At 55.5% G+C, this 21,580-nt stretch carries 18 protein-coding genes and 2 pseudogenes; 10 read left to right on the top strand and 10 right to left on the bottom strand.

Features of this window, described 5'->3' with window-relative positions:
• From SMC5_RS09035 to SMC5_RS09025, 3 genes and pseudogenes are all read left to right on the top strand, one after another.
• Positions 1-336 (top strand): annotated as a pseudogene (locus SMC5_RS09035) (ATP-binding protein); the annotation flags it as partial.
• A gap of 97 nt (positions 337-433) precedes the next feature.
• Positions 434-3,136, top strand: a complete 2,703-nt coding sequence (locus tag SMC5_RS09030; protein ID WP_119120445.1) for an SIR2 family NAD-dependent protein deacylase — start codon at positions 434-436, stop codon at positions 3,134-3,136.
• 214 nt (positions 3,137-3,350) lie between these two features.
• Positions 3,351-4,205 (top strand): hypothetical protein, encoded by an 855-nt coding sequence (locus SMC5_RS09025; protein WP_119120444.1) that lies wholly within the window; start codon positions 3,351-3,353, stop codon positions 4,203-4,205.
• A gap of 390 nt (positions 4,206-4,595) precedes the next feature.
• Here the strand turns inward: SMC5_RS09025 and SMC5_RS09020 are convergent, their stop codons facing one another.
• The 3 genes from SMC5_RS09020 to SMC5_RS09010 all read right to left on the bottom strand — a co-directional run bounded on the left by SMC5_RS09020 (position 4,596) and on the right by SMC5_RS09010 (position 9,995).
• A complete protein-coding gene (locus SMC5_RS09020) occupies positions 4,596-5,486 on the bottom strand; it encodes a hypothetical protein (RefSeq protein WP_119120443.1) in 891 nt (296 codons plus the stop codon).
• Between the two features lie 37 nt (positions 5,487-5,523).
• Positions 5,524-8,643, bottom strand: a complete 3,120-nt coding sequence (locus tag SMC5_RS09015; protein ID WP_119120442.1) for a type ISP restriction/modification enzyme — start codon at positions 8,641-8,643, stop codon at positions 5,524-5,526.
• Positions 8,644-8,777: 134 nt separating this feature from the next.
• Entirely contained in the window at positions 8,778-9,995 is a 1,218-nt protein-coding gene (locus tag SMC5_RS09010) for an ATP-binding protein (protein WP_119120441.1), read from the bottom strand.
• Between the two features lie 389 nt (positions 9,996-10,384).
• On the opposite strand from SMC5_RS09010, the gene SMC5_RS09005 reads away from it, so the two are divergent.
• Both SMC5_RS09005 and SMC5_RS09000 read left to right on the top strand, forming a co-directional pair.
• Entirely contained in the window at positions 10,385-11,182 is a 798-nt protein-coding gene (locus tag SMC5_RS09005) for a type II toxin-antitoxin system antitoxin SocA domain-containing protein (protein ID WP_119120440.1), read from the top strand.
• Positions 11,175-11,561 carry a hypothetical protein gene (locus SMC5_RS09000; RefSeq protein ID WP_119120439.1) on the top strand — a complete coding sequence of 129 codons (387 nt, stop codon included), beginning with the start codon at positions 11,175-11,177 and terminating at the stop codon, positions 11,559-11,561. Before SMC5_RS09005 ends, SMC5_RS09000 begins: the two co-directional genes overlap by 8 nt.
• Before the next feature lie 118 nt (positions 11,562-11,679).
• Here SMC5_RS09000 and SMC5_RS08995 read toward each other — a convergent pair whose 3' ends face one another.
• The 5 genes from SMC5_RS08995 to SMC5_RS08975 form a co-directional block, all read right to left on the bottom strand.
• On the bottom strand, positions 11,680-12,399 hold the full coding sequence (locus SMC5_RS08995; protein ID WP_119120447.1) for a nitroreductase family protein: 720 nt from the start codon (positions 12,397-12,399) through the stop codon (positions 11,680-11,682).
• A gap of 53 nt (positions 12,400-12,452) precedes the next feature.
• Positions 12,453-13,118 carry a nucleotidyl transferase AbiEii/AbiGii toxin family protein gene (locus SMC5_RS08990; RefSeq protein ID WP_119120438.1) on the bottom strand — a complete coding sequence of 222 codons (666 nt, stop codon included), beginning with the start codon at positions 13,116-13,118 and terminating at the stop codon, positions 12,453-12,455.
• Complete coding sequence (locus SMC5_RS08985) at positions 13,108-13,500, bottom strand: DUF6922 domain-containing protein (protein WP_119120437.1); 393 nt, start codon at positions 13,498-13,500, stop codon at positions 13,108-13,110. The genes SMC5_RS08990 and SMC5_RS08985 overlap by 11 nt, the downstream gene beginning before the upstream one ends.
• Positions 13,501-13,621: 121 nt before the next feature.
• Complete coding sequence (locus tag SMC5_RS08980; protein WP_119120436.1) at positions 13,622-14,317, bottom strand: cysteine hydrolase family protein; 696 nt, start codon at positions 14,315-14,317, stop codon at positions 13,622-13,624.
• A gap of 66 nt (positions 14,318-14,383) precedes the next feature.
• Positions 14,384-15,517, bottom strand: coding sequence for an AAA family ATPase (locus SMC5_RS08975; RefSeq protein ID WP_119120435.1), 1,134 nt, complete (start codon positions 15,515-15,517; stop codon positions 14,384-14,386).
• 309 nt (positions 15,518-15,826) lie between these two features.
• On the opposite strand from SMC5_RS08975, the gene SMC5_RS08970 reads away from it, so the two are divergent.
• Together SMC5_RS08970 and SMC5_RS08965 are read left to right on the top strand one after the other, a co-directional pair.
• A complete protein-coding gene (locus SMC5_RS08970; RefSeq protein WP_119120434.1) occupies positions 15,827-16,663 on the top strand; it encodes a Fic family protein in 837 nt (278 codons plus the stop codon).
• A 127-nt stretch (positions 16,664-16,790) separates the two neighbouring features.
• Entirely contained in the window at positions 16,791-17,930 is a 1,140-nt protein-coding gene (locus SMC5_RS08965; RefSeq protein WP_165846369.1) for an isochorismatase family protein, read from the top strand.
• Here SMC5_RS08965 and SMC5_RS10830 read toward each other — a convergent pair.
• Positions 17,917-18,321 (bottom strand): cupredoxin domain-containing protein, encoded by a 405-nt coding sequence (locus tag SMC5_RS10830; protein ID WP_165846368.1) that lies wholly within the window; start codon positions 18,319-18,321, stop codon positions 17,917-17,919. The two genes, SMC5_RS08965 and SMC5_RS10830, sit on opposite strands and share 14 nt — an antisense overlap.
• 292 nt (positions 18,322-18,613) lie before the next feature.
• Between SMC5_RS10830 and SMC5_RS08955 the strand changes: the two genes are divergently transcribed.
• The 3 genes from SMC5_RS08955 (at position 18,614) to SMC5_RS08945 (ending at position 20,870) form a co-directional block, all read left to right on the top strand.
• Positions 18,614-19,366, top strand: coding sequence for an SIMPL domain-containing protein (locus SMC5_RS08955; protein WP_119120432.1), 753 nt, complete (start codon positions 18,614-18,616; stop codon positions 19,364-19,366).
• Between the two features lie 176 nt (positions 19,367-19,542).
• Positions 19,543-20,004: an EVE domain-containing protein gene (locus SMC5_RS08950; protein ID WP_165849058.1), complete on the top strand. Its 462-nt coding sequence runs from the start codon at positions 19,543-19,545 to the stop codon at positions 20,002-20,004.
• Positions 20,005-20,153: 149 nt separating this feature from the next.
• On the top strand, positions 20,154-20,870 hold the full coding sequence (locus SMC5_RS08945; protein WP_119120430.1) for a glycosyltransferase family 2 protein: 717 nt from the start codon (positions 20,154-20,156) through the stop codon (positions 20,868-20,870).
• Here SMC5_RS08945 and SMC5_RS10825 read toward each other — a convergent pair.
• Positions 20,867-21,580, bottom strand: a pseudogene (locus SMC5_RS10825) (glycerol-3-phosphate acyltransferase); the annotation flags it as partial. The gene SMC5_RS08945 and the pseudogene SMC5_RS10825 sit on opposite strands and share 4 nt — an antisense overlap.

Raw genomic sequence — 21,580 nt, 5'->3', positions numbered from 1 at the left:
GACATCGCCGAGCGTGGCCGCTCCCTGGGCGTCATCCTCATCGGCGCCCAGCAGTCCGCCAGCCGGGTCGAGAAGCGCATCACCGGCAACGCCAGCATCCGTGTCAACGGGCGCCTCGACTTTGCCGAGAGCCAGAGCCCCGAGTACGACTACCTGCCCGAGTCCTTCCGCCTGCGCAGCACCATCATCAAGCCCGGCACGATGATCGTGCACCAGCCCGACATCCCCGCCCCCGTCCTCATCAACTTCCCCCTCCCCGCCTGGGCCACCCGTGGCGAAGAGGTCGATGACCAGGACCTGGACAAGGCAGCACGAGAGTTTGCGGAGAAGTTTTAGCACGTCACACACCTGATACTAGTCGTGCACATACGATTGCAAGCCTGAACTACCCTAGGAGCTTGGCTCGACTGGCGACATAGAGGGGAGGACAGAGATGCCTCAACTGGACATCGATCTTGTAAAAGCCTTGAACACTGGCAAATGTTGGGCGGTGGTTGGTTCAGGTCCTTCATGTGAACTTGGAGTACCATCCTGGAGCGCATTGGCTCTAGGTGCCCTTGAGGAGTGTCAGTCCGAACTTCCTCAGACAGCACTTGCAGCGGCAAGGAAGGAAGCTGTCCTAAATCAGTATCCAAACGTGTTCGAGACACTCTCCAACAACCTTGGGCGTGCGAGACTTCTGCATGTGCTCGAAGGGCTGTGTAAACCTCAAGCTCCTAGGTCTCAAGGCCAACTCTATCACAAGTTGGCACGTTGGCCTTTCTCAAACTACATAACAACCAACTACGATGACCTTCTGGAGGACAGCTTACGGTCGGCGAGGACCGACTTCCTCGTCAGGCGGAATTCACGAGATGATCTCAGCGCAATGCGCGCCGACACCCAGAGAACGATCTTCAAGATCCATGGTGACTGGAGCACTCCCCACGATGTCGTCTTGACGGGAGCGGATTACCGAGAGTTGGAACATGGAAAGCCCAAGGACTTCATTGCGGATAAACTGTTTGCTGTACTCTCGATGTTTGACGTAGTGATAGTCGGCTACAGCGCCACCGATCCCGATTTTCTGGAACAACTGCAGCGAGCCAAGAAAGTGGCATCTCCCAAGAGACCTGTCTTCATGTTCGCTTCAGGCGTTGACACCACTGTTGCTCAGAGTCTTCTGCTGGAGTACAACGTTCGGATAATCGGCTATGCAAATCCGGATGGACACCACGTGCAGTTGCTGAGACTGCTGGAGCAATACGATCCGTTTGTTTGCAAACGCGGCTCTCGCTATCTCGTTGAGGCTCCACCCGAAGACGGCTCCTCGGAGACCGCTGCCTCGCTATACCTCTTCACTAGTCTTAGACTTCTTGCCGATGGCAATCCGGTCTCAAATGCTTGCGGGGCACTGATTCTTCTGGCGCTTGCAGCGTCAGAAGCCGGCACCATAGGACTGGTTGCTCTACCCAACGCCCTCCTCGAAAAAGCCGGGGTCCGGCTTCCAGTAGACCCTGAGTCTCTGTTCGGTACGGCGACCGACCTAGTATCTAGAGGTCTCGCCGTATTCAGCGGTCCCGGCCAGTCGTTGCTGACGCTGACACCCGAAGGGCGGAGAACCGTTGCGGTGGCCACTGCTCAACGCCAGGAAAACAAGGATCGTTTTCTGTCCGCGGCTCGCAATACTGTGCTAAGAGCACATCCAGAAACTACTCCGGATGCGGCGAGAGAAATCTCGGAGACGGCTGCCCGAGTTCTGTCGGGCGTGTTCCGGAGACGAGGCTTAGAGATTGCGCGGACCGTGTTGGAAGACTTTCCCGTCGATTTGGCAGAGGCTCCAGACATACTGGCTCTGCTCAATACTTTCTCATCAAGCCTGCCTGCCGAGCAACAGGGGTCTTTCTTTGAACTCATGGTCAACGTGCTTACAAACCCTTCTCCCGAGATGAAACCCTACATGGCAAGTCTAACCCAGGGCTACTTCGCCTACCACGTGTTAGGCCTTGACCCCAAATGCAGCACAGAGAGGCTTGCTCACGCACGGGACAAGTGCTGGGTCATGGACGCCAGTATTCTCATCAAGGCTTTGGCTCGCGAGTGCAGGGACAACGCCTACGCGCTAGACCTCGTACAGCGGATGCTCAGCCTCGGACTTCGCTGCACCACGACCGAGGCCCTGATTGACGAAGTCAGCGAACATGCTCAGTGGGGAATCACGCTCGGCCAAGAACTTGGCGATGTGCCTGAGCGGATCCTTGCCTGGGTTAGCTCATCCGAGGGATCCTCGAATCTCTTCGTTGACGGCTACATCCATTGGGCAACCGATGGACGTGGCAATCCTCGCTTCGCGGATTACATGCGAGAGTGTCTGGGGGACTATGAACACCTCACGGTCACTTCGTGCGTGAAGAGACAGCTCACCGGCCTCGGAATGCAGATCACCCATATCGCGAAGGAACTGCAAAACGTCCCAGTGGATTCTGCGGAACTGACTCATTTGGCAGACGAGATTCAGACCTACCGCAAAGCACGCGGAACCTATAAGAATGAACACCAGTGTCAGGCCGAGGCCGAAGTCCTCTGGCTGGCAATGCATCGACCCACAGTCTTCCTTTCGCAGAGTTATGTTCTGAACCACGTCCTGCGGTCGGAGTCGGCCGTTAGCTGGACGCCTGAAGCGGTATATCGCTTCACCACGCTCTTTGGGGATACCCCGTCTAACCCAGAGGCGGTTTATGAGTCTATGCTGGACTCACCGTTTGGAAACGGCCTCGACGTAGTCGATCACGAGACGATGCGGAAGTATGCCGATCCGCTGATTGCCCAAACCAGAATGGCGGTCCAGCAGGAACTGGACAACTACGAGCGTGCACTTGCTGGGAAAGCGACTGCAAGAGTGACCATGGACGACTTCGACAAGGTCCCCGACGAACAGAAGCCACTGTACTCTGTCCGGCTTATCTCGTTCCTCCAACGGCAAATTGCACAAGAAACAGCACGGCTTGAACAAGCAGCTCATGCGTCCCAAATGAACACGAAGGAGGGTAGAGACTACGTCAGGCTGAAGTCAGAGGAACGCCGTCGGCAGGAAAAGAAGAATAGGCAATTGCGCAAGAAGGCGAGTCAACCGCGCCACAAGGGGGCACATCACTGAATCTAAGTACGCGAAGGCATCCGCATTCACAAATGCGGGAGTGTCGGCAACCTGCCCTCCTTGGTCTACGACGTCATGCGTGACCTAAGGTTGTTCCTTGGTTACTATAGACTTCGAGGTATACATTTGAGCCGGGATGCTGCGTACGGCTGACACCACGGATCATGGATTGCAGGCAGTGCCGACGAAGCGTAGTTTGATAATTGGAGGCGAGATGGAGAAACCAGTCGATCCAAGAAAGAGTCGCGACCCGCGAGGGTGGATTGGACTTGCATTGTTGGCTGCCCTCGGAATCATTGTCGCATGGAAACTGGCAACAGCACAGTGGAGAATCGATCTCACCAGATTCAGTTTCACTGACCTACTGTCCCTTCTATTGGCCCTATTCGCAGTCCTGATGTCAGCCCTGTTCTACTTCAAAGCGAATGAAACGAGCAATGCCTTCTATGACAACACTTACCATTTCAGTCAAAGCATGGCAGAGATTTTGGCTCGTATCGAGTCTGGGTTTGGTGAACGGCTGAAGCGTCTTGACGATGAATACACTGGCATCGCCAACAGAGTCAACGGGGGCGGTCAGATCCAAGCCGTCAAAGAAGAGGTCAAGTCTGAAGAGGGCGCCGTCAAGAAGGCAGAACAGGAGCACGATCGTCTGCTCGAAGATCTGATGAAGAAGGCGAAGCTGCAGGACAACGAAAAGCAGAGTCTCGCTCAGCAAATGCGGGAACAAGAGAGACAACTGAACGACGCGAAAGCCCAGCTCAGTTTCCTGCGTCGCCACTTGGCCACAGTGGAGCCCATGGATGACGCAACTGCAGACCCATCCGAGAGTCGAGGCTCTGCAGGATTCCTCAACTACGCGTCCGAGCACATCGTCGAGCCCATTTCTGCAGATTACATCCTGTCAGCAAGTCCTGTTGACATCGAACGTCGCTTTGATGTCATTGCTCCAGAATTGCCCTCCGCATTCACTAACGATCTCAGACATCGGGGATGGATTGACTCTCACGGTCGGCTGACAGAGGAAGGGTTTCGATGGCTGCATAAACTTGCTGCACGCCGATCTTGACGGTCTGGTCCGCTCCTGCATCTCATGCGTCCCACTCCCGAATCGACGGAGATGCCATGATCAGTATGCGATGGGGCAAAGACAATCCAGATTGAGGAGCTGCGACACTTCAACAAGAACCTTGGCTATGTTATGAATCGCTATGCCCATACGCGATGCGATGTCACTGTGAGATGCTTCTCTCGTCTCGATGGTGCAGCACGGATGCACAGTCAACACAACATGAACATCGATGCAGCAACGACATTTGCCACTGCAATCAGCAAACCTGTTTCTACAAGAAACTGTTCAGGGTGGACAGGGTTATTGATACAGCGACGTGGAATGCCCTAGTGTCAGGCTTCTACTACGACAATGAACTTGTACTTGAGTATCTGAATAGCGTTTAGCCTAGTCGGCACCTTTGCGAGGCCACCTCCACCTGCCTTCTAGGCGTCCGGCGGAAGCCCTATGCGCTCGCGTTGTACTGCTCTGAATTCGCGCCATCTCTTCTGAAGCACGATCTGCTATGAGAGATACTTCGACGCCCGCGATCAGGACAAAGACAATCCAGCCAACCATATACACCAGAACGTCAGCGGTCTTTGCGCCCGCACCAAGTGTCTCCCCCGACACCAGATTCTTGACTCCTTGGACTATCAGCGGGCCAAATGAGTTGGCTAACTCCCAAAGACTGGAATGCGGCGTGAACATATTCTCTTTTCTGCCATATGCCCCCAGAAATATTAGAAGAACAGACGTGGCAGTGGCAAACCCAACAAGCTGACGGCCAGTGAACAACCAGAAGCTGCGCGGTAGCCTAATGAAGCCTGTCGTCACGAGGAAGAGCGGAACTGCCACGATTTCAGCTATTGCGACGATCGCCAAGAACCAGTCCAGATGACCACTCACGCCGAGAGGAATAGCCCTAAGATAGACGGCACCAATAGCTATGCCAAGCCCCAGAACCCAGAGTACGCTGAGTCGGCTGAAGACATCCTCACGACGGACAGCCAACCAACAAATGCGCGTGAACCATTCCGTGAACAGATTGAGGGCCGCAAGGAGACAAATGAGCGAGATCGATGCTGGCCAATCGGATGACAACTTGCTCAGCAACTGCAGCAAGAGGAAGGCTAGTACGAGTTCCCAAACGAGACTGGCCCCCCTTAACAACCATCCGAGTGCCTGTTCAAAGGCCGTCGCAGAGAATGGTCTGTTGGTCCGGTCACGTCCTCGGGTCTCTCGGGGATAACCGTCTCCCTTGCTAGTGCCACTTGTGGTCCTGTCCGTCTCCCACACGCCTCGGCTCCTCTCGGAATTCGTCAACTGTTGGGTTCTAGGCAGACAAACCACTCACGTGCTCATCGATCTGGAGCTGCAGGCTCATGGTCTTCGAGAGTGCGGTGACGATACGGGCATAGTGGATGGTGTCGGCACTGGTGAGGAAGCGACCCTTGCGATCTTTGAGCCACTTGGCAAGAACTTGGTAGCCGCCGATCTGGTAGGCCCAGAGGTCGGGGGTGACACCATCGAAGTACTGGGTGGGGTTGATGCTGACGCGACCGAGGCCTGCGTCGTATTCAACCTTGGTGACGGCGCTGTCGCCCTTGCCGCAGAAACGACTGATAGGGTTGTCGAGCTCCGGAGAACGCATCAGGTGCAGGTCGATGAGCTGCTGACCCAAGTCAGCCAACTTAACGAAGGTATCACGGTCCTTGGTGAACGGGATGCGCGGAAAATCGGACTTGAGGAACTCGGCATACCGAACGCGGTAGGCCGGCGAGTTGAGAATGGCGTAGACATAAGCAGGAACCAATTCAGGGGGAACAGGCTCTCCCAAGGACTCATAGACAGCATTCAGGACCTCAGATCTCAGATTGGCGACCCTCGTTGGTGCGCTACTCCCTTGGTGGTCGAAGAGTGACAAACGGATAGCTGTAGCGCCAGACTTCTCGTATAGATAGAGTGGCATATTGACGTTGCCACCACGGTAGAACAAGTTGTAATCCTCGATGCAGTCGCTGCACCAACACACATTCCACGGAGCGCCGTTCCCAACGACCTGCCCAGCGCGACCAACGCACAGAGCAAGATTTGGCTCCAGCATGTGACGCATCACATTTGCTCTGGGTCTACAGATTACGCCTGATGATCGGCCCGTGTAGTACGTATAACGCACGTCAAATGGTCGATAGAGGATCGGAACTACTCTCGACCTTTCAGGTCCGCTCTCGACTACGTCTCTCAAAGCATCGGCCACCCGCCAATCGCCAGAATCAGGGCCGAGACGGAACGTTTCGCGAGCCTCTTCTGGAGACATTCGCGAGAATTCGCTAACCGTGTTCCAAACCTGTTCAGCAGAGAACTTGATGATGAAGTTGTCACGAGACGTGTACAGACCCGCACTCTGGACCTTGAAAATGTCCGTGACTTTCGGGCATCGTTCGTATTCTACCGCCAGTGTCGTGTCCTGCGGGACGAACGGGTACTTATCGCCGCCTGGTGTCAGCTCCTGCCACGTTGTCTGGGTCATCTGTCCACCGCTGAGAGCCGTGTACTTGGCGTCGCGGCTGCCCCATAGATCGCTATACCACATACCTTTGGGGACGCCGTTGTGCTTGACGGCCAGAACGATCGCTACTCCCTGCATGATGTCAAACACGTTCTCGTCCTTGCTGCCGTCGGGACATTGTTCCTTCTTGAGAGAATTGCCATGCAGATTGAGGATGTGCAACTGGTCAAAGGATGTCATCAGCGACTGACGCATGCCCCGAAAGGTCGGGTTGTCCAGATAGCTGTGGTTGGTAATGAACCCGAGGACGCCTTCGCCCGCTTGGTCAATCTTCCACTGTGCGAAGCGAATGAACTTGACATAGTCGTCCTGCAACATTTTGGAGTTCTTCTCGCCTAGGGGCTTTCCATCTACCTGTTTGTAGTCATTGATGAGGGCTGAAATCCACGCGCCCTTGTTGGAACTGGTGCCCGAGTACGGCGGATTGCCCATGATAGCCAGGACTGGTTGACGCCTCTTGACGGCACCAGCCGCCAATGACTCCTCAGCAAGCCCCGACATGGAACCGAACTGACCAGGTTGAACAACAGTGTCTTCCAGCGTGTTGGTGAGGTACAACTTGAAGCGGTCGTCGGGACTCATGGTGTAGCCCAGCTCAGTGAGCAGGGTACCCATGCGCAGATGACCGATAGCATACGGGGCCATCATCAGCTCAAAGGCGTAGAAGTCGCGCAGCACATGCCCCTTGATCCAGCTGTCCAGACTACCGTCGCCGTACTTGGCCTTGTAGGTTGCGGCAGCCAGACGCACGGCAGTGGCAGGGAAGGTCATGGTGCCCGCTGCAGGATCGAGGACGGTGACGCTGGGGTCCGCCAGGCCGTCGAGCTTGCCAAAGGAGTCGCGCAAGATCTGGTCAACGCTGCGGACGATGTAGCTGACCACGGGCTGGGGAGTGTAGTAGACGCCGTGCTGCTTCCTCTTGGCAGGGTCGTATTCGCCAAGGAAGGTCTCGTAGAAGTCGGCCACCGGGTCACGACCGTTCTTGCCGTAACCCTTGAACAACAGATTCGTGTCAGCAACTGCCAGCACATCCGCGATATCGTCGATGATGACGCGCAGACGTTCGGGAGTATCGCCGATGGAGATGTACTTGAACAGGCGGCGCAGGATGCCGATGGTCGCCGGGATGCCATTGAGCGCAGTCTCGCGGGTAAAGGTGCTGGTCACGCGCATGCGCGCCGCGAACAGGCCGTAGGTGATGGTCTGCGCGTAGAGGTCGGCAAAGGTGTCGCTGGTCAGGTCGGACATCAGGACTTGCTTGAACTCGGCCATCAGGTTGACGAGCTCGCTGCCCAGCTTGTGGTCCTCATCGTCGAGCAGCTGTGCCAGCACCTGTTGCTGCAGGAAACGCGTGCGGTCCGCCAGCGCGACCGCCAGCGTCTGGGCCGTATACTCTTTGGGCAACTGGAAGTCGAAGAACCGTTCAACTAAGTCGCGGAACTGATCCTCATGCTGCAAGGGTACCTTCATGCCCGCTTGCAGCGCCTGAAGCGACCCGATGGTCACGGGCTGGCCCATCGGCTGGCCGAAGCGGTAGAGGCGGAACTCCAGGAAGTTGGTGAGGATGACGTTGGGGAAGGCTGTACGGTACCGCTTGAGCTGCTCGCTGACTTCGACGTGGTCCAGGTTGGTGACGCCCGGCTCCTTGGCCTCGATGTAGCCCGTGACATGCTGTTGACCGCTCCAGACACGCATGTCCGGGTTGCCAGCCTCGGTCTGACGAGGGAGGACGGTCAGTGTCGCGTGCGCGCTGCTGAGCTGTGACCCCAGCTCCTCCCAGAGCTGCTTGAGCACGTCATAGTACGACTCCTCGCGCGCGTCGCCGCGGTGATACTGCTGCGCGACCGCACCCAGATACCTTTCCACCGATGCCCTGAACGTCATGATCCCTCCCTGAACCTTGCGGGTCTTTCTATACAAAGCATTGTAGTCCTAAATGCAACAAGATGGACTCCCGCCTGCGCGGGAGTGACGGACTATTCTGCGCGGGAGTGACGGATTGGGATCCTGCGCGGCATTTACTCGAGCAGAAAATCTATGATGTTTTCTGCCTTAATGCCAGCATAGGAGGTGACATAACTTTTATCCATGGACAATACTATTTTCTCGTAATTGTCTGGTATGTTCTGAAGTGGCACCAGCTCACGCTCACGTGTTTCTACGCCAGTTATGGACTCAGCGACCTGCACGTACATCATGTGTTCTGGTTTTTCTGCAACAAAGTCTATTTCCTTTCCACCGAGTATCCCGATAGATACGCGGTAGCCACGGCGCAAAAGCTCAAAGTAGACTATGTTCTCCAGGATATGACCACGATCCGTGTCGCGATAACCGAGCAGCATGTTTCGCAGTCCCGTATCAACAATGTAGTACTTGCCGAGCGTCTTCAAATACTGCTTACCCTTGATGTCATAACGCTGTGCACTGTAGAAGACAAACGCGTTCTGCAGATAGCCGATATATGTCTCAACGGTTCTACTGGCAGGATTCTTTCTGTCTTTGTTGATACCACCCTGGCTCGCAAGGAAATTACTGATACTGTTGGGAGATACTATGTTACCTACATCGTCTGCAAGAAATGCAACGATCTTTTTCAGGAGCATCTGGTCTGCGATCTTGTTGCGTTCCAGCACGTCTTTCAAGATAACTGTCGAATAGATCCCCTGCAGCACATCATTGATGCGTTCCTGGTTGAAATCGTATTCTGATATGGCGGGCATTCCGCCGAACTGCAGATACTTCTGGAATTTCTCATCGACAGAGACGTTAGATGCGAATGTATTGAAATCAAGAAACTCTCGGAAAGAGAGAGGGAGCATTCTGATCTCTACATAGCGACCGGACAGAAGAGTGGAGAACTCCGATGACAGGAGGTAGGTGTTGGAACCGGTGATATAGATGTCTGTATCGAAGTCAACAAGGAAAGAATCGATGGCCTTCGACCATCCTTGTACCATCTGAACTTCGTCCAATATGATGTACGTTCTGCTACCGTGAACGATTTTGTCAGCTACAGCATCGTACAGTTTTTGAGAGTCAGTTATATCCTTCCACCGGAAAGACTCGAAGTTCATCTGGATGATGTGATCCTCTGATACGCCGCTCTTGCGGAGATACTCAGCGAACATCAATAACAGAGTAGACTTTCCACAACGACGGATACCGGTCACGATCTTGATGACCTTCTTGTCCCGGAATTCTTGCAGCGTTTTCATATAGATTGGCCTGTCTATCATGGATCACCTCCCATCTGAGTATACTACATGACCAATACTGATGCAATAGTATTTGACCTATAAGTCTAAAAGTGCTAGATAGTGATGAGTTATTGAAATGGAAGTCAACAACTCTAGTCTTGGCTGATTTTGTACTTCATGGTGCAAAGAGTTGATGCTGGAGAAGCACCCCTCGCCTTGAACAAAAGGGCTCGGGGGGAGTGACGAACTTGGCCGTGTCTTGTCGTTCGCCCGAAGCCAAGAATCCTTGTCCATGAGACGCCGACAGCATTTCCAGCGGCAATGGGCGCGGCGAACGACCATGAAACTGTCAGCATACGTTACACCTCATTGACATAATACATTACATATCCATAATGCAAAGGGAAGGGTTGAGAGGAGGATTCACCATGGACAACGTCAGCGATTTCGACGGGCTCCTCAGTAAACGAATCCGGTCGATACGGGAACGGCTGGGATACAGCCAGCAACGGCTTGCAGAACTACTAGGTATCTCAAGAGTGACGGTGTCGCAGATGGAAGCCGGGAAGCGAAAGCTCTCGGCAAGTGATCTCAAGAGACTGTCGGATATTCTGGAGACTCCTGCAGATTATCTGCTGAACCCAGACAAGGAACCAGAGGTGGTTATCCAGGGAGTGAGGGAGAGCGAGGAACCCGTTCAGTCGATGCGTGTAAGTGTCCCGCAGGAGAAGGTGGACAAGTTCAAGGAGGTCCTGCTCTACATCCTGAACAAGGTTGGCGCCAAGCCCAATGTTGGCCGGACTGTTGTCTACAAGCTTCTGTACTTCATGGATTTCGACTACTACGAGCAGTATGAGGAACAACTGATCGGGGCTCGGTATCAGAAGAACCAGTATGGCCCGACACCGATGGAGTTCACCAAGATCGTACAGAGGATGGAACAGGACGGAGACCTGACAGAGGTCAAAAACAAGTACTTTGAGCGATTCCAGACCAAGTACCTGGCCCGCAGAGCGCCAGACCTCTCAGTCCTGTCGGGACGAGAGCTTCAAGTCATCGAGGATGTGCTTTGCCAGTTGTCCGACAAGAATGGCACGGAGATCAGCGCATACTCCCATGGAGATGTCCCATGGCTTGCCACAGAAGATGGTCAAGTCATCGACTACGACTTGGCATTCTATCGCACCCCGCCGTATTCTCGGCGGCAGTACACTGAAGATGTTTAAGGCTACACCATACACGCCGGAATTCGACGGCGACCTGAAGCATCTCAAGAAACGCTACCCGAGCCTTGATGAAGACCTTGCAGTCCTCACCAAGGCTCTTCATGTCTGGCTGTGTGTTTTGGGCAAGGCCGGTCAGTCATATGATGACGGCTACGTCATCATGAGCAACTACGGGGCCAATGGCTGTCACCTCTACAAGGTCAAGCACATGGCGTGCGCATCAATTCCTGGCAAAGGCAGTCGGACCGGACTGCGCGTCATCTGCGCCTACTGGCCAGAGAGCGACACCCTGGAGTTCATACAACTCTACTTCAAGGCCGATAATGACCTGGAGAATCAGGGCCGCGTCAGAAACTACGTGAAGACAGTACTCCGATAGAAGAGCCCAAGAGGATAGTGAGGTGCTGTGAATAGGATGGACTCCCGCCTGCGCCGAAAGCACCCCTCACCTTGAACAGAAAGGCTCGGGGGGGAGCGACAGCTTCTCTGCCTGAGCGTTACCGGTCGCTGAAGTTCTTCAGATACTCCACCACCGACCGGGTCATCTCGGCGCTGAAATCGGACATGTACTTGCGTTTGCAGAGCGCATCGATGCTCTCCTTGTCGCCCCGCTCGCTGTGCATCCCGAGGAGCTCATCAGGTTCCATTTTCCGGTAACCGTTCTCATGGACGATATGCCTCTTGCCAAAACGCACCGGCTTCTTGCGGTCGAGCTGTTGCTTCGTAGGATACCCATAGACAACCAGCGTCGCGGGCATCACGAATTCGGGCAGCGACAGGAGTTGCCGTACCTGTTCGCAGTTCTCGATGATGTCCCCGATGTAGCAGGAACCGAGCCCCAGCGACTGAGCGGCCACGACGGTGTTCTGGGCGGCGATGAACGTGTCCGCACAGGCGAGCATCAAGTCACCGACGCCTGGTTTGCGCACCGTCAGTCCGGCCGCCCGGTAGGTCTCGTACCAGCGCTGATAATCGGCAAGGAACACGAGAACGAGCGGGGCCTTGGCGATGAAGGGCTGATGGTCGCACAGCACCGACAGCTGGTCCTTGACCTTCTGATCTGTCACGTTGATAATCGTGTAGAACATCATGTTGCCGGCAGTCGGCGCTTCGAAGGCCGCCGCGATCACCTCGTCCTTGATAGCATCGGGCACGGCTTTGTCCTCGAAGATGCGTACCGATTTTCTCTCCCGGAGCTGCCTGATAACCTCGTTCACCTCATTCATAACTCTACACTCCCTTTCGTTCTGAAATATCGTCTTGATGTCGTCTACAGTTGCCCGCGCACTGAGTCTACCCGTTCTGCCTCAAGGTCAAGGACAAACTGCGACACACTGGAGCGGAAGAATCGCTTAATGACCGACCACTGCAGGGGCTTTCCGAGGTACACGGGATCGGGTTGCTCGTCTGCGTCGGCAAACCAGGCAAGCGCCTTGCCGATGATGACCGGTTCGATGAGGGTCGGGCCAAAGCGCTGGATGGCGTTGTGCGCGACGACGCGAAATGGTGTCGTCCTGAGCACTGTGTAGAGATCCACAAAGTCGCGCCTGGCCCCACGCTGCATGATGGCGATGAGCTTCATCCCGGTAATGTCGACGATGCCTGCAACCTTCGTTCCGTTGAACAACTCCATGGGCTCGGCAAAGGGGTACGGATACTGGAACAACGACACCTTGACCCCATCCACGATCATCACCGCCGTCCCCGGTTCCAACTTCAGCGACTGGACCTCGGCCGATATTGCCTGCATAGCCTGAACGACGGCAACAGGGTCGAATTCGTTCCCGGTGAAGAAGTCGAAGTCGACGGACACGCGGTGACCCACCTGCAATGCAAGAGCTGTACCGCCTGCCAGGACAGGGCCATATGGCTGTAGGGCGGAGGCGACGACGGGCAGAAGATGCGCCGCTTCGGGCTGCAAGCACTCAGGATGCACAGGGCACCTCCCTGCCGAACCACAGGTTCCAGAATACCCGCGAGCGTGGTGAGAGTCCTTTGGAAAGCGTCAGGACCTGCGCGATCGCGGTGCCGGTATAACGATGCTGCAGCCATCGCATGTCCTGCAGGTCTCCCATCTCGAGGACGCGTTCAATGATGGCGGTCGCATGCCGGGAGAGATCCAGCGATTCGGGATCTGTGTCCCAAAACAGACGGCGCAGGCGTTCAGGGATCCCCTTCTCTTCGAACAAGCCGTCGACAGCAGCCTGAACGTCCGGCCTGCTCATGGGACCAAGGTAGGTCTGGATCATGCGCTTGCCCTCGCGTCGAGAGACATACGCATACTGTCTTCCATGAATCGTGCGAACGAGGATACTCATCTTCTGGACCTCCTATAGACATTTTACACAGCATGCGGTGTAAATCAAGAGTCTGATGACCCAGGAAGCGGAACGTGTTACGATATGCGGGGGTGCGACGTGGAAGAACTCGGTACGCTTCTTATTGGGCTGCCAGGTCCTGGAGCACTTCTTCTGTTGAGACCACCTTGCAGTAGATCTGGTTCAGGATCCTGGTCTCCCAGACCTGAAGATCGGCGTTGATGGCCGACGTGGCGTCCTCCACCAGGAAGACTGTATAGCCCCAGTCCGACAAGTCGCGCACGGTGCTGGAAACGCACTGATCCGTGAACAAGCCACCGACTACAACATGTTCGATCCCCATCCATCTCAGGATATGGCCGTACTGGGTGCCCATCACGGTACTGTCCGTAGTCTTGCAGACGACGATCTCACCTTCTCTCGGCTTCAGGTCATCGACAACCTCCTGGTCCCTGGAGCCGATCTTCAGCAAGGTATAGTTCCAGCCCGGTCTGGCCTGGGTGGGCGAACGGTCTCGACCGTCTGCTCGCTGATTTCCAAGCGTTGCAAACGTGACGACCATCTGCTGGTCACGGAAGAATGTGAGGAGTCGCTTGGCATTTGGAATGACCGTCTCCTTCAGTCGGTCGTACAGGTAACTGTTGCCTGCATTCCTGAGCTCGACAGCCAGATCCTGATCGTGTTTCTGAACATCGATGATCAGCAGCGCAGTCTTGGCCTTCAGTGGCTTGATCTTCTCCCAGTAGTCACCTTCGGGATGCACTTCAAAGTTGGGGTTTAGGAACTTCCTGAATGTCGGCGTCTTTCCATCTTCCATCTTTTCCTCCCATCATGAGTGTCGGACTTGCCACGTGATCGCTTTTGCAGATTTCTACGTCACGCACTACCACGTCGGCGGTCGCTGCGTTAGCCACTGTGCGAGCAAGGCATCGACAAGCTGGTAGTTCTGGTTCGACCTCCGTTCGATCAGATCACGGTCGATGAGTGCACGGATCGCCTTCTGGACAGCCCCGACGGACAGCTGACTTTTGCTGAGGAAGTCCGCCGCATACGGCTGGTCGGTCGGCGCCTGCGCCAATGCCTGCAGCAGCCGTTTCTGGGCCAGCGACAGACTTGACAGGATGATCTCAAACCCCGAAGACAGCTCGCGCAGCAGGATGGCATCGGCCTGATCCACGATACCGTCCGTGCACAATTCCTCGGTCAGGTCCCATGCCGTCGAGGCAAGCCGCTGAACATAGTAGGCATATCCTCTGCTGTGGCTGTGGATGAGTCGAGCCGTCGCCTCACTGCATACCTTGCCCGTCTGGGCAAATGCCGCAGTGATCCATGGAACCACGGCCTTCTCGGGGAGTTCGTGCAGCTCGATAATTGATGCGCTGTCAAAAAAGGGCCGGTTGCGGTCGGCAAACATGGACCGCAAGAGGTGCCTTCGACTGCCAACGTACAGCCAGGCGACGCTCTGGTGTCGCTGGATGACCGAGCGCATGCTGGCCTCGATGACGCGAGATTCCTCCAGTTGCGTGATCTCCTGAAACTCGTCCAGAACGACACATGCTCCACGCCCCTTCTGTTCAGCGTATCTGCATGTCTGTTCCAGCACTTCCTCCAGCAGTTGAAGCACTTCGGTGTGGGGATCCAACATCGCAGACACACTCGGGCCGGTGGCGTCGAGAGAGAACTCGAGGTGAACATGAGCAAACAGCCGGCCCAATTGCCGTGGCAGCTGGCCGAGGGCCATGCCCCAACCAAACCCCTGCGCTACTCCTCGCGCAAGTCGCTCGACAAGTTCGCGCTCGGACGACACGGGCATGACATCAACGTACGCCGTCAGGAGGCCCTGACCGCGCATATCCGTGAGTGTCTCCAAAGCTAGAGACGACTTGCCATATCGACGTGGAGAGAGCAACACGGCACTGTGCCCTCCGCGTGCCAGGCGGGACAATTCGGCCCGCTCCTGGTCACGGTCACAAAACTGGTCTCCAGCTGCAATCTTGTCAGTGAAAGGGTTTTGCATCGTTGGCCTCCGTCACTATCCATTAGAATTATTCTACTAGAATAATGCCAGAAGATAGCGACATGTCAAGAGGGACCCCCGGCACCATCAAGACTGACAATGTGCCATTCCGACGGGGCAGGCGCATTAGAATCCCGGGGCATCACGACAACTTGTGACATAACTTGCGACAACAAGCTCTACCTCAGAGCTCTCCTGGCGGAATGAAGATGTGCTGCGGATAGGATGGACTCCCGCCTGCGCGGGAGTGACGAATCAGCAAGCTGGCACCAGTACGCCGCTGGACTATACTAGATAAAGGAGGCCTCTATGTTTGAGCCTAAATTCACGATCAGCAATGCAATTCTTGTGGATCTGACGCGTATCGAGGGCGCCGTTGGTTTTATGTCAGCTGCACAGCTGTCGGACGACTGGATCCGCGACATGCAGGCGAACGCTCTCACTCTGGAAGCACACTATACGACGCATATCGAGGGTACACAGCTGACGCTTGAGCAGTCCACCCAGCTGCTGGCTGGGCAGACGATACCAGATGCCAATCCGAACGATGTGCGCGAATTGCTCAACTATCGCACAGCTTTTGAGCTGGTTGCTGAATATGTCGGCAGCGGCGAGCCCATCACTGAGGCGTTGATCCGCGAGATCCACAAACGGCTGGTCACCGACGTGCGTGGAGGCTCGGCGGCGCCTGGCCAGTATCGGCTGGGTCAGAATCTGGTCGTCGATTCGGTGACCAAGGAAACCGTGTACACTCCTCCGCCTGCTGAGGAAGTCCAACCGTTGATGACCGATCTCGTGAAATGGCTCAACGCATGCACGGGCATCAACACGGTCCTGGTCAGCGGCATAGCGCAATTCCAGCTGGTGCACATCCACCCTTTCATCGATGGCAATGGTCGCACAGCTCGGTTGCTGGCCACGTTGGTGATGTACCGTGGAAACTACGACTTCAAGCGCCTGTTCACCTTCAGCGAATTCTATGACCGGGATCCCTCGGCATACTATGGAGCCCTGCAACGTGTGCGTAGTCATGACATGGACATGACCGGCTGGCTCGAGTATTACGTGGGCGGTCTGGCCACACAGATGGAGGAAGTAAAGACCAAGGGTGAGCAGGCCATCAAGGCAGGGGCAGCGAGGCTCTGAGAGACCGCTCTGAGCGTGTTTCGGCTATCCTCAACGCCACCGTACGATGAAGAGGAACGTGCGATAGGGTGTATCATAGAGTAGATAGCCATGACAGATACACAGAGCAATGTGCAAGGAGGCAGCGATGCCAAAACCGATCAACAAACAGCAACTGCTGGATGAGGCTCAGAAGAAGTACGAGGCACTGGAGCGGCAGTTTGCATCGCTCACACCGGAGGAGATGGTCCGGCCGGAAGTCATCGGCACCTGGTCCATCAAGGATATCCTGGCACACCTGTTGGAATGGCAGAAGATGTTGATGGACTGGTATGAGGCGGAACTGCGCGGCGAGACGCCAGCCGTCCCAGCCGAGGGGTATAACTGGAGTCAGTTGCCTGCGCTGAACCAGGCCATCTATGAACGGTGCCGGGACACAGCGCTGGACGACGTCAGGAGCCAGCTGGACGCATCGCACAAACACATGCTGGAGGTAGTCGCATCACTGTCTGAGGAGGAGCTGTTCACGCCCGGGCGCTACGCCTGGATCGGTATCAACACACTGGCTTCTTACGTCGACTCATGTGCCGGTGACCACTACCGATGGGCCCTGTCAGGCATCCGCAGGAGGACAAAGGTCTGGTCCGGTGAGACGTCGGCAGCGAAACCAGCACATCGTACGGCCGCGGGTACGAGCAAACGCGTGAGAGCAAAGGTGCCGAAGAACCCGGGCGGGACCGCCTTGCTGATCATCGATGTCCAGAGGGACCTGTTCGAGAAGACCACTCCCATCTACGAGGCTGAGAAGATGCTCGCAAACATCCGGCTCCTCGTGGACAAGGCTCGTGCGGCGAAGGTCCCGGTCTTCTATGTCCAGCATTCCAATGACAAGGAGCTGGTGGAGGAGACAGACGGCTGGAAATTGCATCCCGCCCTGACGCCACTCCCCACCGACCACTTCATCCATAAGCACCACGGTAACGCGTTCGAGGACACGACGCTCAAGGCAGAGCTGGATGCCCTGCACGTGCACCATGTCGTCGTCGCAGGCCTCGTGACCCACGGCTGTGTCCAAGCCACCTGCAACGGTGCGCACGAACTGGGGTATGACGTCGTGTTGGTGAAGGACGCCCACAGCAACTACGATGCGAAAGCTCGCGACGTCATCGACGAGTGGAACGAGAAGTTGAGCCACGGCATCGTGCAGCTGCAGACTACAGCCGACGTGGACTTTCAGTCAGCGCAGGCGTTGCACCAGCCTGCAATCTCGCCTCCTACTGGACGATGAAATCTCCTGTCATCGTTGCCGGGTGTACATCACATCGGAAGAAGTAGGTCCCCGGTGCTGTCGGCGCATCGAACGTGTAGGTGACAGTCGACACACCCGTCGTCCTTGCTCCCTGGTAGATGATGGTTGTCGCCGCCGCTGACGTATAGAATGCCATATTGTGTGGGATGCCGCTGTCTTTGTTCTGGAAGGTGATCGTGACATGCGCGCCCGCAGATACTGTAATAGAGTTAGTGTCAAATGCCATTCCTGCTGCTGTGACGGTGATGTTGTTGCCGCCCGTTAAAGGAACGGGTACAGGGGTCGGTGTCGTCTTGGAAGCACAGCCGGCAAAGAACGCGACGAGTATGACCAATGGGATGAGAGCGAACATGCTTCGTTTATGATGCATGGGGTACCTCCTGTGAACCACGGACCTTCGTGCCACGCAAGAATCAATCGTATCCTCAAGGAATCTGTATGCAGTATACTCGGTACCCCGACTACCTCCAAAAACGCACGGCGTCAAGAGGGTAACGGGCTGAGCAGGAGTACGCTGGGACATGTACGCTGTCACTCCAGGAGATGGTTTCACAGATCCCGGGAACTTCCCGGGCACACCGACCGTCCTAGCAGTGAACATGAAACGCGACTTGCCGAACGAGCAGGCGCACATTCTGATAGCGTAACACAGGAGGTATGCCATGAAGAAGAGATTTGCATCTGTTGCACTGCAGTCCATTGCCATCATAGCTATTGCTGCCATCATTGCCTTCTCGCCGACCCTCGGTGCCAGACAGCCCGTCAAGGCTGACACGACGGCGACGGTTCCAACAGTCAGCGTCACTGGCACCGGCAAGATCACGGTCAAACCCACCATCGCGCGCATTGACTTCGGCGTCCTTACCAGCGAAGCTACGGCGAGCGCCGCGCAGACTGAGAACGATGCCACCATGAGCAAGATCACGGCTGCCGTCAAGGCCTCTGGCATCAAGGAAGAAGACATCCAGACCACCGGATACAGCCTTCAGCCCAGGTATGTGTGGAACAAGACGACCGGGAAGAACGTCCTCGACGGCTACGACATGAACCACACCATGACAGTCACCGTCCGCAACATCAACGACGCCGGCAAGACCGTCAGCCTCATCGCTGACAATGGCGCCAACACGGTCAGCGGCATCTCCTTCGAAGTCGACGATGCAACACTCCAACAGACCAAGCTCGCCGCCCTCAGCCTCGCCATGGCCAGTGCCCGCAAGACAGCGGACGTCGTCGCCAAGGCAGCCGGCAAGACCATCCTGTCCGTCCAGACGGTCAACGTGAACGAGAACATCTTTAGCCCACAACCGATGTATGCAGCCAACTCGGCGGTCCCCAAGGCCAGCGCACCAGCACCTGTCGAAGCCGGGACCCTGGACGTCGAGATGAGTGTCAGTGTCATCTACCTGTTCTAGAATCTGCAGCATACCTTCCTGAAGAAAACCCCCGCCTCGTGCGGGGTTTTTGGCTATGAGTCGGTCTGCCGGACGCATAAACCCATGACAAGTCAGAGCGGTACCTTCGACTCCTCTCTTGATGAATGTGAGCGATGACGTACAGTACTATCAGACACAGACACGGGAGGTACGATATGCCGACTTGGCTGTTTCAGGGAAGTCCCAAGGACTTTCCCGCTTTTGATGATTATCTTCGCAACTATGCCGAGATCTCATGGCATGTACGGCAGAAACGCGCCGTAGAAGAGATATATCCGGACGATGAGGTATACATCTGGCGCCTGGACGGCAACCATCCGGGGACAGGTGGCATCGTCGCACACGGGATTCTGACGACAGACGCTCGCGTCATCCCGGACGAAGGCAAGAAATCGTGGGTGAGTCATCAGCCGGGCCCGACGGTGCCTTCGGTCGATATTACGCTGGACGACGTCCGTCTGACCCCTGAGGAAGGATGCCTGACACGAGCTATGCTGTTGGAGGACGCGGAGCTGTGGAACATGCACGTCGTCCAGTCACCGCACCTCACCAACTACAAGCTGACCCCTGAAGAAGAGGAACGGATCGCCACGCTCTGGCGTGCTGCGAAGCGGTAGGGAGGTCCACAGCCTAAGATAACAGCATGGCCCGCCCCGACCGACAGAGATCTGGCTGGATGATGCTCTCCGCTGGTTGGTTCCTGCCGGCCATATGCTGTCCTATTTGGCCCTTGTGATTATGCTTCGCCTCAAGAAAGGAGATGAAAATGGACGAAGGGTTTCTCTTTTTTTCGGTGATCATCCCTGCTCACAATGAAGAGGCCTATGTCGGCAAAGCACTCGTCTCCCTCAAGGACATTGACTATCCGCGGGACAAGTTCGAAGTCATTGTTGTAGAGAACGGCTCCACCGACAGGACAAACGACATCATCAGAGAATACGCGCCGGCATCATTCAAGGTTGTTCGTATAGCGGAACCCGGCGTCTCCAGAGCAAAGAACAGGGGTATAGATCTGATTTCTCAGATAAGCAGCTGGGTGATTGTTCTCGATGCCGATACCTATCCTGGAACGCCTTTTTTCAGAGAACTTCATCGTTTCCTTGAGGCTAATGCCGGCAGGAACCTGGGAACGGGCATGGTTTCGCTCCTTCCCACGCCCGATTCGAGACTCGCCAGGGGGTGGTATCGCTTCTTCAACCTGGCAAACTATCTCACGCACACGACGCGATCCATCCAATGCATACGCCGGGATCTGCTGAAGGACCTGCGATATGACGAGACCCTGACATTTGGAGAAGACACGAAGATGCTTCAAGCGTGCAGCCACACCTCCAGGCATTTCTACTTGAGAACCAGAAGCGTCTTTTCCTCGACAAGAAGATTCCAAAAGAACGGATGGATCGGACAGCTCTTCAACTGGATCTATCTGGCAAGTCTTCCCTACAGCAAGAAGCAATCAGCCAGATACACAGCTATTCGCTAGGCGATAAGCCTGAGAACAAATTCCATGATGGCGCCCGAAACGACCGGAACACTCAGGTCATCATCGAGCTGCGAAGGGAATATCTCGGCCAGCGTGGCAACGCAAGCCCCAATGAGTCCGATCCACAGAGACAAGATCTTCGCTATCCACAGGAAATACGCAACACTGAGACATACACCAAGAAAGGCCAGCGATGCCTGAAGCGTGGTCTTGCTCTTCTTGAAAAGGCGTGTCTTCCCGTAGTTTATATCGACAATTCTTGCAGTCATGCCGCCTATGGACAAGAAACCGAGCGTTGCATAGGTGACGGGTGGGCGGAACAACAGGAGAGAAAGAAAGACACCAAGCAAGAAAATGGTATAGGACGAGATTGTCCCTTTTTCCTGTTCCTGCAGCAACTTCACATCCTTCAGGACCTCTCCGTGAAGCACCGTTTCCAATCTGGGAATTGTCATTCTGAGAACATCGATCGCGAAGAAGAGGAACAGGAGACTCCCGACGACCAGCAACACGGCCTCCTTGCTGATGAAGAGACCGAGGAAGATCACGAGCATGGCGAGGGAGCGAGCAAAGATCCTCCAGAGAGTACGTCTATCCTTTGCCAGGACAAACATCTTGTGTCTCAGATTCTTTGAACCCTCGTATGAGATCATCCCTATCAAAGCAATAACAAGTGCCAGCTCACTGAACGAACGGACATAGAACGCCAG

The organism is Candidatus Cryosericum odellii, assembly GCF_003570935.1.
Taxonomy (GTDB): Bacteria; Caldisericota; Caldisericia; order Cryosericales; family Cryosericaceae; genus Cryosericum; species Cryosericum odellii.
Note: the sequence above shows the minus strand (reverse complement) of the source record. Positions and strands in the feature narration are given on the sequence as shown.